The sequence below is a fragment of the Hyella patelloides LEGE 07179 genome, assembly GCF_900659865.1.
In the GTDB taxonomy this organism is placed as follows: domain Bacteria; phylum Cyanobacteriota; class Cyanobacteriia; order Cyanobacteriales; family Xenococcaceae; genus Hyella; species Hyella patelloides.
Genome location: NZ_LR213923.1, coordinates 1 through 16,504, shown reverse-complemented (window position 1 = coordinate 16,504; position 16,504 = coordinate 1). Strand labels below are relative to the sequence as shown.

General features: G+C 36.6%; 15 protein-coding genes. 8 read left to right on the top strand and 7 right to left on the bottom strand.

What is annotated here, in order from left to right; translation table 11 throughout:
- Together H1P_RS39930 and H1P_RS21245 are read left to right on the top strand one after the other, a co-directional pair.
- Positions 1-207 (top strand): transposase (locus H1P_RS39930; RefSeq protein WP_186375824.1); only part of this gene is annotated, 207 nt, incomplete at its 5' end.
- Positions 208-311: 104 nt separating this feature from the next.
- On the top strand, positions 312-929 hold the full coding sequence (locus H1P_RS21245; RefSeq protein WP_144871101.1) for a hypothetical protein: 618 nt from the start codon (positions 312-314) through the stop codon (positions 927-929).
- Between the two features lie 171 nt (positions 930-1,100).
- Here the strand turns inward: H1P_RS21245 and H1P_RS21240 are convergent, their stop codons facing one another.
- On the bottom strand, positions 1,101-2,204 hold the full coding sequence (locus tag H1P_RS21240; protein WP_144871099.1) for a CobW family GTP-binding protein: 1,104 nt from the start codon (positions 2,202-2,204) through the stop codon (positions 1,101-1,103).
- Positions 2,205-2,388: 184 nt separating this feature from the next.
- A complete protein-coding gene (gene patD, locus H1P_RS21235) occupies positions 2,389-2,775 on the bottom strand; it encodes a heterocyst frequency control protein PatD (protein ID WP_144871097.1) in 387 nt (128 codons plus the stop codon).
- Positions 2,776-3,072: 297 nt separating this feature from the next.
- On the opposite strand from patD, the gene H1P_RS21230 reads away from it, so the two are divergent.
- The 3 genes from H1P_RS21230 (at position 3,073) to H1P_RS21220 (ending at position 8,526) form a co-directional block, all read left to right on the top strand.
- Positions 3,073-5,334: a RelA/SpoT family protein gene (locus H1P_RS21230; RefSeq protein ID WP_144871095.1), complete on the top strand. Its 2,262-nt coding sequence runs from the start codon at positions 3,073-3,075 to the stop codon at positions 5,332-5,334.
- Positions 5,335-5,500: 166 nt separating this feature from the next.
- The gene (locus H1P_RS21225) at positions 5,501-8,128 is read left to right on the top strand and encodes a glycoside hydrolase family 10-like protein (RefSeq protein ID WP_425461548.1); all 2,628 of its coding nucleotides are present in this window, start codon (positions 5,501-5,503) and stop codon (positions 8,126-8,128) included.
- A gap of 176 nt (positions 8,129-8,304) precedes the next feature.
- On the top strand, positions 8,305-8,526 hold the full coding sequence (locus tag H1P_RS21220; protein ID WP_246141873.1) for a type 2 periplasmic-binding domain-containing protein: 222 nt from the start codon (positions 8,305-8,307) through the stop codon (positions 8,524-8,526).
- A gap of 120 nt (positions 8,527-8,646) precedes the next feature.
- Here H1P_RS21220 and H1P_RS21215 read toward each other — a convergent pair whose 3' ends face one another.
- Positions 8,647-9,288 carry a hypothetical protein gene (locus H1P_RS21215; protein ID WP_144871093.1) on the bottom strand — a complete coding sequence of 214 codons (642 nt, stop codon included), beginning with the start codon at positions 9,286-9,288 and terminating at the stop codon, positions 8,647-8,649.
- 413 nt (positions 9,289-9,701) lie between these two features.
- Between H1P_RS21215 and H1P_RS21210 the strand changes: the two genes are divergently transcribed.
- Both H1P_RS21210 and H1P_RS21205 read left to right on the top strand, forming a co-directional pair.
- Positions 9,702-9,905, top strand: a complete 204-nt coding sequence (locus H1P_RS21210; protein ID WP_144871091.1) for a hypothetical protein — start codon at positions 9,702-9,704, stop codon at positions 9,903-9,905.
- Positions 9,906-9,975: 70 nt separating this feature from the next.
- On the top strand, positions 9,976-10,341 hold the full coding sequence (locus tag H1P_RS21205) for a hypothetical protein (protein WP_144871089.1): 366 nt from the start codon (positions 9,976-9,978) through the stop codon (positions 10,339-10,341).
- Between the two features lie 42 nt (positions 10,342-10,383).
- On the opposite strand, the gene H1P_RS21200 is transcribed toward H1P_RS21205, so the two are convergent.
- A complete protein-coding gene (locus H1P_RS21200; protein ID WP_144871087.1) occupies positions 10,384-11,730 on the bottom strand; it encodes a helix-hairpin-helix domain-containing protein in 1,347 nt (448 codons plus the stop codon).
- Between the two features lie 752 nt (positions 11,731-12,482).
- The gene (locus H1P_RS37565; RefSeq protein WP_222427158.1) at positions 12,483-13,235 is read right to left on the bottom strand and encodes an IS4 family transposase; all 753 of its coding nucleotides are present in this window, start codon (positions 13,233-13,235) and stop codon (positions 12,483-12,485) included.
- Positions 13,236-13,533: 298 nt separating this feature from the next.
- Between H1P_RS37565 and H1P_RS21190 the strand changes: the two genes are divergently transcribed.
- The gene (locus tag H1P_RS21190) at positions 13,534-13,812 is read left to right on the top strand and encodes a hypothetical protein (protein ID WP_144871085.1); all 279 of its coding nucleotides are present in this window, start codon (positions 13,534-13,536) and stop codon (positions 13,810-13,812) included.
- Here H1P_RS21190 and dprA read toward each other — a convergent pair.
- Together dprA and rph are read right to left on the bottom strand one after the other, a co-directional pair.
- Positions 13,800-14,933 carry a DNA-processing protein DprA gene (dprA, locus tag H1P_RS21185; protein ID WP_144871083.1) on the bottom strand — a complete coding sequence of 378 codons (1,134 nt, stop codon included), beginning with the start codon at positions 14,931-14,933 and terminating at the stop codon, positions 13,800-13,802. The two genes, H1P_RS21190 and dprA, sit on opposite strands and share 13 nt — an antisense overlap.
- Before the next feature lie 619 nt (positions 14,934-15,552).
- The gene (gene rph, locus H1P_RS21180; protein ID WP_144871081.1) at positions 15,553-16,272 is read right to left on the bottom strand and encodes a ribonuclease PH; all 720 of its coding nucleotides are present in this window, start codon (positions 16,270-16,272) and stop codon (positions 15,553-15,555) included.
- Between the last annotated feature and the right edge of the window lie 232 nt (positions 16,273-16,504).

Sequence of the window (16,504 nt, the reverse complement as noted above, 5' to 3'; positions counted from 1 at the left end):
GTAGGAGCGAGAGTTTTAGAGCTTTCCCCCTATTCTCCAGAGTTTAATCCCATTGAACACTGGTGGTCACAGCTAAAGGCTTTCTTGAGGCAGTTCTCTCCCAGAACTTCCAAAAGGGTTGATACCCTGATTAAAATAGCGATGGATTTAATGAATCCCCAACATCTGCGTAACTGGTTTGCCCACTGCTGCTACTGTCCCTTATAAACCTGCAAACCGCTGTATTTATTTATTTAGAATTTAGAATGACTATATTTGCTACAAACTGTGAATAATTTATAAGTGTAAATCTCGAAAGCATTGTACTCTCTATGAAATTATTTTTATCTGCTGTAGTCGCTCTGAAAACTGTGATCGCTATAAAAGTTGTTGCTTCTTCTGATGTAGGTTTACATATCGAATTTAGTGAAATAAAAAATACATTTCATCGCACTTTAACCAGATATACAGGAGAATGTCCTGGGAAATACTGGTCAGGGATAGCACAAAATGGCGACTTACGCTTTATTGATTATAATATCGAACCCAGCAACGAACTGAAGGTCAATTTAATTAATCTCGTCACAGGAGAAAAAATCACTAGAGATTATAAAAAAGCGAGACTAGGTTCCAATGATTTCAATTTAACTCAATTAGGTAATCTTGATGGGGAACATAATATTGAGTACGAAATCTATCACAAAGATACGAAAAAAACAGTAGCTACAGGAAACTTTATTTATACTGTTACTTCTTCTGAAGAGACTAAACAGCGTGATGCTCAATGGAAGCCAAGATTATATTGTGCTAGTGATTCCGATCGCAAATTGCAAGATTGTGATACAGTAGCTAGTCGTAAAATTAAGTATTGCGATGGTAGAGAAACTGGCGATAGTCAACATCAAGGAACATTTGATTTAGATCGTAAAACAGTAGAAATCGATTTGTAATTTACCATTACCAATTCTCGCGCATCAGCTAGAGAGATAGAGTATCTCAAATATATTTTCAAACAGAAGATAAAATTACATCCAACTACGTCAAAAAAAAAGGAAAAGAAACGAAATCTTAACCCTTTTCTTGCTTATAAGTTGTGTTATTTAGTTTATCTATTTAATAAATTAAGCACCAAAACCTTTAGCACGACTGGTAGCAGGTAAAGTTAAACAATTTTCAATCTGTTCTTTAAGTTTTTCATGATCTAAATTTTGACCAATTAAAACCAATTTATTCTGTTTCTCTCCTTGCCATTCTGCATCATCGATACTAAATCTTTTGCCACTTAAGTGAAAAATATGGCGTTTGGGACTTTCATTAAACCAAAGAATACCTTTAGCGCGGAAAACGTTTTCTGGTAATTGATTGTCTAGAAAATACTGGAATTTTCTGATATTCAAAGGTTTATCACTTTGGATAGAAAGAGAGGTAAAACCATCATTTTCTAAATGATCTGAGTGGTGATGGTGATGATGATCGTGGTCATGGTCATGATCGTGGTGGTCATGATTGTGATGTTCACGATCGTGATTGTGGTCGTGATCTTGTTCAACTTCAGCTTCTTCAAAATATTGATCTGATTCAAATAAACCTACACTAAGAACTAGCGGTAAAGAAATCTGAGAGTTTTGAGTACGTAAAATTCTGGCATCTTTTTTAACGTCACGAATTTTGATTTCTAAAGAATCCACATCTGCTTCATCTACTAAATCGGTTTTATTGAGAACAATAATATCGCCGTATTGAATCTGACTGTGTGCTGCTTCAGAGTTGAATAAATCTAAACTATAGTTAGCACAATCCACCATTGTCACAATGGAGTCTAACCGAGTCATATCCCGCAACTCTGTACCCAAAAAGGTTAATGCTACAGGAAGGGGATCGGCAAGTCCAGTAGTTTCTACTACTAAATAATCAATTTTGTCTTCTCGTTCGAGAATGTTGTGTACTGCATTAACTAAATCTTCGTTGATGGTACAGCAGACACAACCATTATTGAGTTCCACCATACTATTATTTTCGTCGGCGGAGACAATTAACTCATTATCAATGCCAATTTCACCAAATTCATTAACTAAGACTGCGGTTTTTAATCCTTCCTGATTGGTCAGAATATGATTGAGTAGAGTAGTTTTACCGCTACCTAAAAACCCTGTAATGATAGTGACGGGTAAACCTCTTTTGGGTGTATCCATAGTGGTGGTAGTTTGAGTATCAACTGTTGCCATAGCGATCGCAATTTTTTTGATATATTCTTAATCCTATTATGACTATCTAACACAAATCACAGCATAGTTTTAACATTGATCGTTAATCATTTAACATTTAACGCTCAGCAGCAAACAGCGATCGGGTTTTTTCTGTAAATATCAAGTATCTTCTAACTTGCTAATTACTAAATTAATTGCCGTTTCATCCATCTTCCTCCTGACTCCTTAAAGTCAACATTACCTGACAATAGCCAATCAATTTACGTAAACGCTCTACTACAGACTTTTCTCTGGCTTGTTTGGTGGCTGGTTGGCGAGATGAAATGAGAAATAACCAATCAGTATTTAAGAGGCGAAACTCTCTCTGTATCTCAGCTTGCAAAGATATCCAACGGCTAGCAGTAGCCAAATCTAGGTTTTCGTCTGTCAGAGGAATAATATGTTGCTGAAAGACTTGCTTGAGATTTTGCCAAATTATTTCTTTTTCGGCTGTTTTTGTAGCTACAGCCAAGTTTTGATCGTGATTTTCCAACTTTATTAATAAATCCAAGAAGTCTTGATAGGCTTTTCTGTGTATAATTGACAACATTATTTTGATACTTTGTAGTTTGCAAAACAGCATTTACCCGATCTAAGGTAAACTTTTAATAAATAAGCTTGATATATAGATTATTCTATGATCTAAATCGCGTTTTCATATTAAACCTAGACCCTTAAATTAAGTATATAAATTACGGCTACAGTTAATTTTTTGGATAGCAAATATAGATAATTAAATTAATTTTAGGAACAGAATCGCAACCACCGTTTTTAACGGGAATACTTTATTTATAAGTTTATTTTCAATCGTTCTTTCCCCATCATCTCTAATCACCTAGTTGCTAATATGACCGCCATTACTATTCTGGACACTCCTAACCAACCTCTAGAACTTCCCGATTGGTTGCAACAATGTTTGCTTCATCATCAGACAGAATCATCTAACGGCGATGAGGATTTGATTTGTCGAGCCTTTAATTTTGCTTACGAACTCCACGAAGGTCAATATAGAAAATCGGGAGAGCCTTATATTGCTCATCCTGTAGCAGTAGCGAGCTTATTGCGGGAATTAGGAGGAGATAGCGTTACTATTGCAGCAGGTTTTCTCCACGATATTGTGGAAGATACTGACGTTGCTCCCGAAGAAATTGAAGAACGCTTTGGTATTGAAGTTCGTCTCTTAGTAGAAGGAGTTACCAAGCTATCTAAGTTTAATTTTTCTAGTACTAAAGAACGCCAAGCGGAAAATTTTCGTCGTATGTTTTTGGCAATGGCGAAAGATATTCGCGTAATTATTGTTAAGTTGGCAGACCGTTTACATAATATGCGGACGCTGCAACATCTCAAGCCAGAAAAACAAAAACGTATTGCTTTAGAAACTAGAGAAATCTTTGCTCCTTTAGCAAATAGGTTAGGTATTGGTCGTTTTAAGTGGGAATTAGAGAATTTATGTTTTCAGTACCTAGAGAATGAAGCATATCAAGAGATAGAATCTCTATTGTCAGAAAGACGGACAGATCGCGAAGAAAGAATTAAGCAGATTACCGAAAAATTGCGATCGCAAATATCAGATTTGGGTGTCAATATCATTGAAATTAAAGGTAGACCCAAGCACCTGTATGGTATCTATCAAAAGATGCAACGGCAACAAAAAGAGTTTCATGAAATTTATGATATCTCCGCATTACGCATTATCGTGGAAACCAAAGAAGAGTGTTATCGTTCTTTAGCTGTAGTCCATGATGTTTTTAAACCCATTCCTGGTAGATTTAAAGACTATATTGGTTTACCCAAACCCAACCGCTATCAATCTTTACACACTACAGTAGTAGGACATAATGGGCGACCTTTAGAAGTGCAAATCCGTACTATGGAAATGCATCACATCGCTGAATATGGGATTGCTGCACACTGGAAGTATAAAGAAACAGGTGTCAGCGATACTCAAATTAATTCTGATGATGAGAAATTTACTTGGTTACGTCAATTACTAGAGTGGCAAAAAGATCTCAAAGACGCTCAAGAATATATAGATAACCTCAAAGATAATCTGTTTGAAGATGATGTCTATGTGTTCACTCCTGATGGAGATGTGATTGTCCTAGCTCACGGTGCAACCCCCGTAGACTTTGCCTATCGCATCCATACCGAAGTAGGAAATCACATGAAAGGAGCGCGTATAAACGATCGCTGGTCGGTTTTAGACCGTGCTTTGGAAAATGGTGATATTGTCGAGATTATCACTCAAAACAACAGCCATCCCAGTCTCGATTGGCTCAACTTTGTAGTGACTCCCACCGCTAGAAACCGTATCCGTCAATGGTATAAGCGATCGCATCGTGAGGAAAATATTACTCGTGGCAGAAGTTTACTCGACAAAGAATTAGGCAAAAAAGGTTTTGACGCGCTCCTTAAATCAGAACAAATGCAGACTACGGCTCAAAGATGTAACTATCAAACCGCAGAAGATTTATTAGCTGCATTAGGTTACGGAGAAGTTACCCTCAATCAAGTAGTCAACCGTCTACGGGATGTCACTAAAGAATTACAGCCGATAGAAGAAATTGAGCCAGAAGAAGATGAATCTTTTCCTGCTATCAGCGCACCGCGAAGCGGATCTCTGCGAGATCGCGCTCCCGAACCCAGTAGCGGTAGTAAATATCCCATTGCAGGAGTAGAAGGTCTACTTTATCACCTAGCAGGTTGTTGTAAACCCTTACCAGGAGAATCAATTATTGGGGTTGTTACCCGTAGCTCTCGCGGTATATCTATTCATCGCCAAGGCTGTCAAAACCTGAATAATGTTCCTGGCGAGCGTTTAATTCCAGTCAGTTGGAATCGCAGCGATGAAGAAGGTAGACCAATAACTTATCCTGTAGATATCCAGATCGAAGCCCTAGATCGTGTTGGAGTGCTAAAAGACATTCTGACTCGTCTGAGCGATCAAAACATCAATATCCGCAATGCAGGGGTTAAAACTACCAAAAATAAACCCGCCTTAATTTCTCTGAGCATCGATATTCGCGATCGCCAACAATTTGAATATACCCTTAACAGGGTAAAAAGTATGAGTGATATTCTCAATGTTCGTCGCGTTAGTCATGAATAACTAAGTAATTTACCTAATAAATAAATAAAATAATCAGACTATAATGGTTTGTTGTGATTTGTCTTATTTCTCAACAAATCACTGATTATTAGGACTTTTAGGTGTTAAGGAGACTTAAGTTTTGGCAAATGCTACCCAAAAGCGACAAAAATTCCAGAGAATACGTGTGTTGCAAATTCTCAAGCCAAGAAAACTTTTAACCTATCTTTGCTTGTCGTCCCTAAGTTTGTTTTCATCTCCCGTGATGGCAGCAGAGTCAGTTTTAGGAGTGGTTAAAAGTGTGGAAAACACTCCGCAATGGGAAGAAATTACCACCCGTTTAAATCAAATTGGGGTTAACTATTGTGTTGTGGAAACCAAAAATTGGCGACAAGAAATAGATTTGGGTAGCATTAGTGTCTTACTTTTGCCCAGTGTTGGTAGTTTTAATGGTTCTCAAACAGTAGCTCTAGAACAATGGATGAATAAAGGAGGTAAAGTCATAGTCACTGGCCCTACTGCTAACTTGTCACCTCCCAGTATTCGCGAGCGACTGCGATCGCTTTTTGGTGCTTATTGGGCGTATCCTTTAGCTAGCCCGACCACCTTAGAACTCTCGGCTAACACTCCTTCACAATGGAACGGTCGAACACTACTAGAAAATACCTTCATGGGTGCTGCTGTCATCCCCACAGATAACAATGGTCAAACCGCAGCTAATTGGATCGTAGAATCCAATCCTCCCGCAGCAATTGTCACTGATAATTCTACAGTTTTAGGCTGGCGTTGGGGGTCAAATGCCGTAGCCGATGCTAGTTTAGATACCGCTTGGTTACAGGCTTCTTTAAATCGCTATGGCATCAGTACCTACGGTAGATTTACTCCTGAAAATCAAGATACCGAAGAAAAGCCTTGTCGTCCTGAGATTGTCCCCCAAAATGAATCCCAACCCTTTATACCTGGTTGGGAATTAGAAAATAATCCCTCCCCCGAATCTCGTTTTGATTCTCTAGGAAACAATGGTTTTGCACTGCAAGAAAAAGAAACCATGATCCAAGAATTAGAGGGTTTAATCGGTCGTTTTGAAACCACTCTGTTAACCGCAGATGCTAGAGCAAGCCAAATCAATTCTTCCACCAGTGAGTTAATCAACCAGTTAATCAGTCAAGGTAGCCAAAATAGCAGTAAATCTGCAACCAAGCAAGTCAGTGACAGTACCTATCCTCAAGCTCACAAAGCTCTGGAAAAAGCTAAAACCCAATTTCAGCAATTTTTAGAATCAATCGAGCAAGGACGCTATTCCCAAGCAAAAAGACAGTGGTTGGCAGCGCGTAATACTTTATGGGACGATTACCCGACAGATCGTCAGGTGGCTACTTCAGAAATTAGAGCTATTTGGTTAGACCGAGGTACGATTGTCAAAGCAAGATCGGAAAGAGATTTGGTTAAACTTTTCGATCGTCTGGAAAAAGCGGGAATTAATGCGGTTTTTTTTGAAACTGTTAACTCTGGCTACACTATTCACCCCAGTAAAATAGCCCCCCAACAAAATCCTTTAGTTAGAGGCTGGGATCCCCTTGAAGTAGCAGTCAAGCTGGCACACGAGCGCAATATGGAACTGCACGCTTGGGTCTGGACATTTGCTGCGGTTAACCAGCGTCACAACGTCATTTTAAACTTACCAGAAGACGATCTCGGCCCTGTATTATCTCGCTATCCTGATTGGGCAATTACCGACAAAAAAGGCGATCGCTTTCATTATACTTCAGGTAAAGCTTTTCTCGATCCTGCCAACCCAGGAGTTAGAAGATATCTCACTTTACTACTAGAAGAAATTGCTACTCGCTACGATGTGGATGGTATTCACCTCGATTATATCCGTTATCCATTTCAAAGCCCCACAGGAGAATATACCTATGGTTATGGTTTAGCTTCGCGACAAGAATTTGAAAAACTCACAGGAGTAGATCCCGTTGAAATTAACTATGGAGGCTCTCTTTGGAATCAATGGACGGGATTTCGTCTCAAACAAATTGATAATTTTGTCGCATCTGTTTCTCAAAGACTCAAGCAAAAACGCCCAGATTTAATTTTATCTACCGCAGTCTTTCCCATACCTCGTCAAGAAAGAATCAATAAGATTCAGCAACATTGGGAAGAATGGGTACGAGAAGAATGGATCGATATGCTAGTTCCTATGACCTATGCTTTGGATACAGAACAGCTTAAAACTTTAACTCGTCCTTTATTAGAAGATTTCAGCGAAGGAAAAGCTTTACTGTTACCTGGAATTCGTTTGTTAAATGTCCCAGATGTGGTGGCTGTCGATCAGATGCAATTGCTTAGAGGTATGTCAGCAGAAGGTTATGCTCTGTTTGCTGCGGAAAATTTCCGTCCTAGCCTTGCAGAGATATTTAATCGTCTCCAAGGTAATTTGGAAACGATCTCATCTGAGCCTTTACCCCATCGTCAACCTTTTCGATCGACTCAAGTTCGTTATCGAAGTCTTAAACAAGAATGGAATTACCTAATTAGCAATCATCAAATAGAGATGGATGAGCAGGTGTTAAAAACCTGGGGAAGACAAGCAGACGATTTATCTGTTGCATTCCAACAATTAGCTGAAAATCCTTCTCCCAGAAATTTTTTAGCTGCACAGTCAAGTTTATCTGCTTTTCGCCGTCAATTTCCTAGTTGGATGGAGCAAAATAAAACAATTAATACCTATCAAGCTCAAGTATGGGAAAATCGTCTGGAAACCCTGACTCGTTTACTAAATTATGGAGAAAATCGCATTTTATCAGCAAATAAGTAGTTTCACTTTATGAAACAGAAAATGAGTAGTATCAGATAACTGCTTGGCAAGTTGAACCGTCATCGCATTTAGTGCTGTCTTAGAAGAGTTATAAGCTACAGTATTAATGCCATAGTAGGGAGACTTGGGATTCCTATTTACAATTCGATGATGCGGAAGCCCTTCTAGAAGAAGCCATTCAAGGGTCTGGTATTATTCAAGCAGTTAAATATATCGTGGCGAACGCGATCGCCCGTGGAGAACTACAACCAATTTTAACCGACTATGGACATCAATTGGGAACGCCAATCGCAGTCATATATCCTCAGAAACGATATTTATCTGCTAAAGTCCTTGTTTTTGTGGAATTTATGACAGAATTGATGGCGAATTTGAAACGTTTTGGGATAGTGGACTAAAGGATACAAATACTCCACTAAAAAAGTTGCGAGCAAAGTCTCTAAACTAAATATTTATCGGGGGTTTTATTAAACAGATTTGGAATTGAGAGTAATTAGTTATCAATTAACGATGACCAATTATTCTGGGTTGCAAACCTGCAAATTCAAAATAGCTTCGGGATTATATTCTGCCAAAAAATTGAAGTTATAAAAACTGTTGATATCAACTGTCTCTATCGGGTTCACTTCGATGTATCCACGATCGGGGAGAATTCGCACATCACTTAAAGGATAGTACATTTGACTAGCAATTCCCCCTTGAATCTGCAAAATATCGTCGAGGTTGCTACATTGCTTGTTTAAAGAATTCTCTGCTAACACCTGTGCGCCATTTCTTTCAATAGATAAAATTGCCTCATTGGCTAAGATAGTCACAATGTAAGCAACATTCCCATTATTAGCACGATACATCTCCCCTGTTGCTAAAGCATTTGCAGGAAGAAATATTGTATCGATAGTTCCTGTTTTAGCCTCTCCCAGGTAGTAATAGTTACGATCTTTCTGGCAGATATTAACGTAAAAATTAGCAGTTTCAAAAGCTTTTACTTCTTGGTAAGCTTCCCCTATCTGTTGGCAGCTTTGCTGATTGCTATCAACTAAAAAAATGTAATCTGCACTAGAAGTATTCGCAGAGGCGAAACCCGCAGGAATGATACAGGTAATTGAGGCGATCGCTAATACCCTAAGTTTGAATACTCTCGAAATAAATTTATTAACCATCCTGCTACCCTGCAATTTAGTTTACCTTCTTAATTATTCCCAGTTAGGAATTCAACAAATTATATCTTGTTTCTAATTATAAAGTTTCATTAACTAAGATAGCTTTTTCTAAATTTAACTTTTGTGATCTGGATCACTAGTCTGTCAATGGATAGATTCTGTCTTAAAATCCCCTAATAGTATGGGTAAGCAAGAAAATAGCTATAAATGGCAAAGTGTTAACTCAGGTTTAAAAACAAGTACTAGCTAGAAAATTCAAGTAAGTATGTTATCGATCGCCCTACTTTTGTGTAAAAAATAGGGTGAAAAACAGATTTAATTATATGGTTAAAATACAGTTACACTGAAATCGATAATTATTTTTTTAACTATTTGAGTTGAAGTCAATAAGATGTTCAACTTTGGTATTAGTTATGCAAAGTAGGAACAAAAAGCGATCGCTTTTTACTATTCAATTGCCTAAGAATCGGATTCTGGTTGCTACGAATATTCTGCTTGAAGATGTAGGGAAAGAATTTCCGCAGATGCAGAAGAGTCATAATACGATCGAACTGTTTGAAAATCCCCAAAAAGCGATCTCGCTCAAGGCGAGGCGTGTGGCGATTGCCAGTAATTAAAATAGATAAAATAATAAATACTTAATTGTTAGCTAAAAAACTCTTTACTTTCTAAAATTCAAAATTACTTATGATATTAAGAAAAGTTTTTACCTGGGGAGTTCTATTAACCATACCAATTAGTTTGATAGGTTGTGAATCATGGCTTAATAGTCACCAAAATCCTTTCTCTATTAGTGAAATAGCCGATAAAGAAAATGGCAAAAAAGTTTATATTGCAGGGGAAGTAATTAGGACTATTCCTTTAGTAAATAATGGAGCTTATCAGTTACAAGATGAAACAGGTAAAGTCTGGATTTTAACTACGGCAAAGCTACCTTCTATCCAAGATAAAATATCAATTCAAGGAAAAATTCAATATCAAGAACTTTCTTTTTCTGAAGAAGAATTATATTTACAAGAACTTGATACTCAACCCTATCAATCCGAATTGTAGCCACCATTAATTACCTGACAATTAACAATTGATTATAATTGATTAAACAGGTATTAAAGGTTCAGTTCTAGCTGCAAAACCAGAACGAGTGAGACTCTTAATTGCAATGGTTTCATCGTGAACCCAATATTGTTGTCCCAACCGTACAAACTGTCTTTGTTGACCTTGATTAATAATTGCAACTACGGGTATCTTTCTTTGATTTTTTTCTCCACCTTGTTCTTTTAAAATATTTTGTAAGTTGTAATGTTTACTAGGATCTAAAATTTGTTCGGGAGAGATTTCTAACATAATCATTTTAACCCGATCTACGGGTTCAGCATCATCAATAATTAACTGATATTTATCATCCCGCTTTTGTACTTTCCCCCAAATAATCAAACGAGCGTTATCTTCTAATAGTGGTTCAAGTTTTTCGTAAGTACTAGGAAATACTGTGCCTTCTATATCCCCTGTAGTAATATCTTCCAATTGCAGAAAAGCCATTGGCGTACCTTTTTTAGTAATTATTTTTCTCACAGCAGTTAACATTACTACAGCACTAACAGTTTGACGAGATTTTTGTTCTGCAAGTTGGTTTAAATTAATTGGTGATAAAATATGGGCTGCTTGAGATGCTGCTTTTAATGGGTGATCGCTAACATAAAACCCAAGATATTCTTTTTCCAAGCGTAATCTTTCTTGTAAGGGAAAATCTTCTACTTTGGGAGTACTTGGTGATTCTTGGAACTCAATTTCTTGTTGTGACTCTTCTCCCATTAAATCAAAAAGATTCATCTGTCCTGCTTCTTTTTCTTTAGTTCTTTTTTGCGCCCAAGGAACAACCAATTCTAAATCATTAATTAGTTGTCGGCGATTAGATTCTATAAAGTCAAAAGCTCCACAATAAATTAAAGTTTCCAACGCACGACTATTCACCGTTCGTAAATCAACTCGCTCACAAAAATCTGCTAAAGACTGAAAATTTTCCTCTGAAGATTCCCTAGCTTGCAAAATACTATCAATAGCAGCATTACCTAAATTTTTAACTGCCGATAAACCAAATAGAATTTTGTGATCGTCAGAAAGAGGTACAAAATCTCGTTGCGATCTATTAATATCGGGAGATAGTACTTCTATCCCCATTCTTTGACAGTTTTCGCGATACTTTTCTATCTTGTCCTGATTACCACTACTAGCAGTTAACAAAGCAGTCATATACTCTGTAGGATAGTTGGCTTTTAGATAAGCTGTCTGATAAGTAACATAAGCATAAGCAGTGGAGTGAGACTTATTAAAGCAGTTAGATGCTACAGTTCCATTAGCTAACAGGAAGTTATGATCTTTGGCTACTCCAATATCAAAGACAGCTTGTTTTCCTAAAGATTTGCGACTAACAATTTTAACCACGATGGAATAGATTTGAATTCAAGAGTACTAGCTCTTCATTATACTAAAGAGATTTTAGTTAGTTTATAGTACTTTAGATTATTTTCTGTTCGCTGTATAATTACGATCGCTTGTGGACTTTAAAAATGAGCTTGTATTAAATGAAATCTCAAAAATGGGAAGTAGAGTATTTTACTTTTTGGAGGGACAACCAGGTTAAAAAGTCAGAGGTATCAATGAGTTGGGAGTATGAATTTGAAGAAAAAAACAATTATGAGATAAATTTGCTTAATTTTTTGGGGTAATCAGATAAGTAAAACTGAGGTTAAATCCAGTTAAGATAATTCCTGAATAAATTGATATATGCATTAGCATTAAATAAACAAAACAAAGTAACTCAATTGATAGTAATTGAGTAAAAATAGGAGTCAAATAAATTAAAATGAACCCTTAACTAATTGCAGATAAAACTTTTAATCCCTGTTGATAATAATTGAGTTTATGAGGATTAATTAACATAAGTTGTTGAACTAAGTGACAACAAAAATCCCAAGCAAGTACCCAATTATAACCATATAGTCCTACACGGAAATCACTATGTCTCCTAAATTTTCGTTGAGCTTCAGTCAAACGAGCAATGTATTTTTGATATCCTTGATTTTTAAAAGACTTACCTTTTAAAGAAGCTAAAGTATAAGCGATCAGCCTTCGGCTGGCACTGCGTGATCGCTATTAACAGAATTAAGTTGGTTAGCCTAATTTGATTAGCTTTGCTACCTCCCGTGATTATAACCTCCACTCTTATAATCACGAAACATAGCTTCAATACCTGCTCTCATTTTGTAAAGATTAATTACCTCTTGGGGGTCGGATAAATTAGTTATTATAAACCAGTTATTTGGGGTTTTATGATGACGATAATCTCTCTTTTTGTAAGCTAGCAGGTTGAACTTACCAAAACCTTTTTGTTTAGTGATTTTTACATTCTTATATAAAACTTTGACTCCTGGGACTAGTTTTAAATCCTTCAGTCTATCTTGATTCTTTTTACTTCTTTTTAGGTAAACATTATCTTTTTCTCTGAAAGCAAAATAAATAGGGTTTTTGGATTTTTTATTACTTTGTTTTAACCAATAAGATAATTCAATGCCATGAAATTCTCTGTCTCCAAGAATCAGAACTTCATAGTGAGAAAATAATTTTAATACTGGTTTAATAAGATTAATTTGTTCACGAAGATTACTACTGCCTTTTTTGTTTAACACCAGCCAATAAATTGGTAAAGCTCGTTTGCGCCACCTCACACTTATCATAAAGATATTGTTATCTTGCCATTGAGTTCTATCTAGTATTAAAATGAGACGTTCACTCTTTCTAAATTCTTGTTTAACAATAGATTTAATGATGGGAAACCAAAATAAACATAGGCTGAAAGAAGATGAAGCTAATAGTCTTTGAATCTTTTTGCGACGACTTTCGTAGAGAATTGGTATAGGTAAACAGCTAGCTAATCTTTCTATTCTCACATCTTTTTGTGTTTGAATTAGCCAAATTAATAGTCGTAAAGTTAAGATTTGACTCTGGGTTAAATATTTTTATAAATGAGATTTATGAGTAGAAAAAAAGTCCATAATTAAGATTTACAAATTGCTAATTATAAACTTTTTCTATCATTAATTGCTCAATTAATTCTGTTCTATCAATAATAATTAAGCCTCATAGCTCACTTAAGTAGTTACTAAGTACTATTATCTAGAGGGAGGATTTGTTTTAAAAATCAACCTCTCAAGTTGTAAGCCTGATTTTTAAAGGCTTTTTATCTGGTTGTCCCCCCAAAAATTTAGAGACACTAATCGTCCTACTTTAGACCAAGAAATAGCTACAGAAACTATTGCTCGCTGGAGTGGACTGTTTCTACGCGCTCATGTTTCAGAAGATAGGGAAGCATTCAATTATGTGTATAACATTGGAGATGCTGACGACGAAAATGTTACAGCGATTAGTCTTACTGCTAGCGTACCCGAACCTAATAGAACTTGGAGTCTTTTCTTATTAGGAACAGGAATAACTATAGGTTCTGTAGTGAAAGATCAATTCACTTGATATCTCATACCTGGTAGCTGAGAAATTAACCCCATTAATTCTAATTGAGACAAAGAAGCTAAAAGAGTACCAGTATCTAAATTAGTTTTTTGTGCGATCGCATCTAGAGAACTGCTATCATCGTTAATAGCCTGGATAATTTGGGCTAATTTTGGCTCTAAGTCTGACAATGGTGGTTTTTCTGGTTGAGAGAGGTTTTTAGCTGCTTCTGGTTGCGGATTAATATCTAATTTGGGCATAATTTCTAACATTTCTAACAATTCATTCTCTCCTAAAATTACGTGTGCGCCTCTATTTAAAAGGTTTAAACAGCCAATAGATTGGGGATTATTTAAAGAACCTGGCAAAACATAGACATCACGACAGAATTCGTTAGCATAACGGGCGGTTATTAATGCTCCCGATCTTTGGGGTGCTTCCATGATTAAAACTGCTCTAGATAACCCAGCAATAATGCGATTACGAGAGGGAAAGTTCTTACGATCTGGTTTTGTCCCTGCGGGATATTCACTCAGAATTAAGCCCTGTTGCTGGATACTATGGTAAAGTTGACTGTTACTATGGGGGTATATTGTGTCTACTCCTGTACCCAACACAGCAATTGTTCTTCCTCTTGCTGCTAAACAAGCACTGTGCGCCTCAGCATCTATACCCGCAGCCATTCCTGATACGATAGTAAAACCTTCTTTGGTGAGAGTTTGGCTAATTTTGCGCGTCCAATCCCGACCATACTTAGTAGGATAGCGTGTTCCCACGATCGCGATCGCTGGTTTGCTGCCTAAATTTTCTGTTAGTTCAACTGTTCCTCGATAATATAAAATAGGAGGAGGACTGGGTATTTCTAGTAGTAAACGTGGATATTCTTGGTCTGCTGGTGTCCAAAAGTGAGGATTATTTTGGAGATGTTTTTCTAATAGTTGTTGTGGGTTAATAGTTGCTTTTTGGTTTACTATTTGAGTAATTATTTTACTGCCCAAACCTTCTACTTTTTCTAATTCGGAAGGTCTAGCTGTCCAGGCTTGTGATACATTACCAAAATGCTGGTGAATTCTTTTTAATAAGATTGCACCTATACCTTTTATTTGCAACCAGGCTAACCAATAAGCTTTTTCATTTATCATTCTTTATTAAAAATTAAGTAGATATAAAAAACAAGAATCAATATTTCATAGTGATTGATATTGATTAATATATTTGTGTTTATCTGAGTTCATCTGTGGACGCTACTATTAAACTAAATATTAATTAACCTAATCTAGAAAAACTGATATTTTATATTTCCCAATTAACCATTAACAATTAACAATCAGCAAAAATATTATAAAAAGCTGACTCAAAATCAAGCAGATCTGTAACTGGTTGGCAGTATATTTCAGATGCTCTATCTATCTAGCTGATACTCAAGAATTGGTCTAAGAAGCCCTCGGTCATGGTGAAAGAAGTATCACCAATGGCGTAACTTTTCCTAAGAATAAACTGCTGAAGAAACGATTTTTATGTCGTGTTTAGCGATCTCAAAGAGATCCGCTAGACTTCGTCGTACTTCGTGAACGCGGTGCGCGCATTGCCAGGCTTCACCCAATCACTTTGTTTAATTTTTACCAAAACTGTGTAAGATACTTGATTTGAATTATCAACTCTTTTTTTCAGCCAGAGGTCAATTGTATTGTTGTATTGAGAATAATTTGAAAAATAAAAATTACTTAAATTTTGCTCATTTTTTCATGAATTTTCAATAAATTATTTTTTACAAACTTGTTTTTGAGCAGTTATTAATTCAGTAATTCCTTTCTCTGCTAAATCCAACATTTGGTTCATTTGTTGACGAGAAAAACTCCCAGCTTCGGCTGTACCTTGCACCTCAATTAACTCTAATTTACTATTCATTACTACATTAAAATCCACATCCGCAGCCACATCTTCTGGATAATCAAGATCGAGATAAGCTTCTCCTTTAATTAAACCTACAGAGATTGCAGCGATTGATTCTACTAAAGGAGATTGTGCAACCTCACCTTTCTGGATTAATTTATCTATGGCATGGGCTAAGGCGACATAACCCCCTGTAATAGAAGCAGTACGAGTACCTGCATCCGCTTGTAAAACATCGGCATCGATAGTAATAGTTCTTTCACCTAATAATTTTAAATCGATCGCTGCCCTTAAACTTCTACCAATCAATCTTTGGATTTCTTGGGTACGCCCTGATAATTTGGTTAATTCTCTTCGATGACGAGGCGAGGTTGCACCAGGTAACATTCGATATTCTGCGGTTAACCATCCCTGTCCACTATCCCTTAAGAAAGGGGGTACTCCTTCTTCGACGCTGGCGGTACATAGTACTGTAGTGTTGCCACTAGTAGTTAAAACTGAGGCTAAAGGAGTCTTCGTAAAGTCCAATTGGAAACTGTGAGGGCGTAGAGTATCAGGTTGACGGTTATCAGTGCGTTGCCAAGTCATTTTTCAGTAATTAGTCCCGTCAAGCGGAATAGTATAAACAGTAATCATTTAATCCATTATTCATTGTTTTTTGCTGATTGGGAAGAAGTTAACCAGTTCTTTGTCCTTAACTGGACTTTCGGAAAAAAGCGATCGATAAAGACTGTACTCTAAATAGAGAAAGCTTTTAACCTGTTTTTAGCCCCAAACAAATCCACGTTTTGCTTTATGGGCAGCAAAGATTTCTCTATTG

Excerpts from the sequence above, each read along its gene's own strand:
- H1P_RS21245 (WP_144871101.1), top strand. The coding sequence starts at position 312 with ATGAAATTATTTTTATCTGCTGTAGTCGCTCTGAAAACTGTGATCGCT.
- H1P_RS21240 (WP_144871099.1), bottom strand. The coding sequence starts at position 2,204 with ATGGCAACAGTTGATACTCAAACTACCACCACTATGGATACACCCAAA.
- patD (WP_144871097.1), bottom strand. The coding sequence starts at position 2,775 with ATGTTGTCAATTATACACAGAAAAGCCTATCAAGACTTCTTGGATTTA.
- H1P_RS21230 (WP_144871095.1), top strand. The coding sequence starts at position 3,073 with ATGACCGCCATTACTATTCTGGACACTCCTAACCAACCTCTAGAACTT.
- H1P_RS21215 (WP_144871093.1), bottom strand. The coding sequence starts at position 9,288 with ATGGTTAATAAATTTATTTCGAGAGTATTCAAACTTAGGGTATTAGCG.
- H1P_RS21210 (WP_144871091.1), top strand. The coding sequence starts at position 9,702 with ATGCAAAGTAGGAACAAAAAGCGATCGCTTTTTACTATTCAATTGCCT.
- H1P_RS21205 (WP_144871089.1), top strand. The coding sequence starts at position 9,976 with ATGATATTAAGAAAAGTTTTTACCTGGGGAGTTCTATTAACCATACCA.
- dprA (WP_144871083.1), bottom strand. The coding sequence starts at position 14,933 with ATGATAAATGAAAAAGCTTATTGGTTAGCCTGGTTGCAAATAAAAGGT.
- rph (WP_144871081.1), bottom strand. The coding sequence starts at position 16,272 with ATGACTTGGCAACGCACTGATAACCGTCAACCTGATACTCTACGCCCT.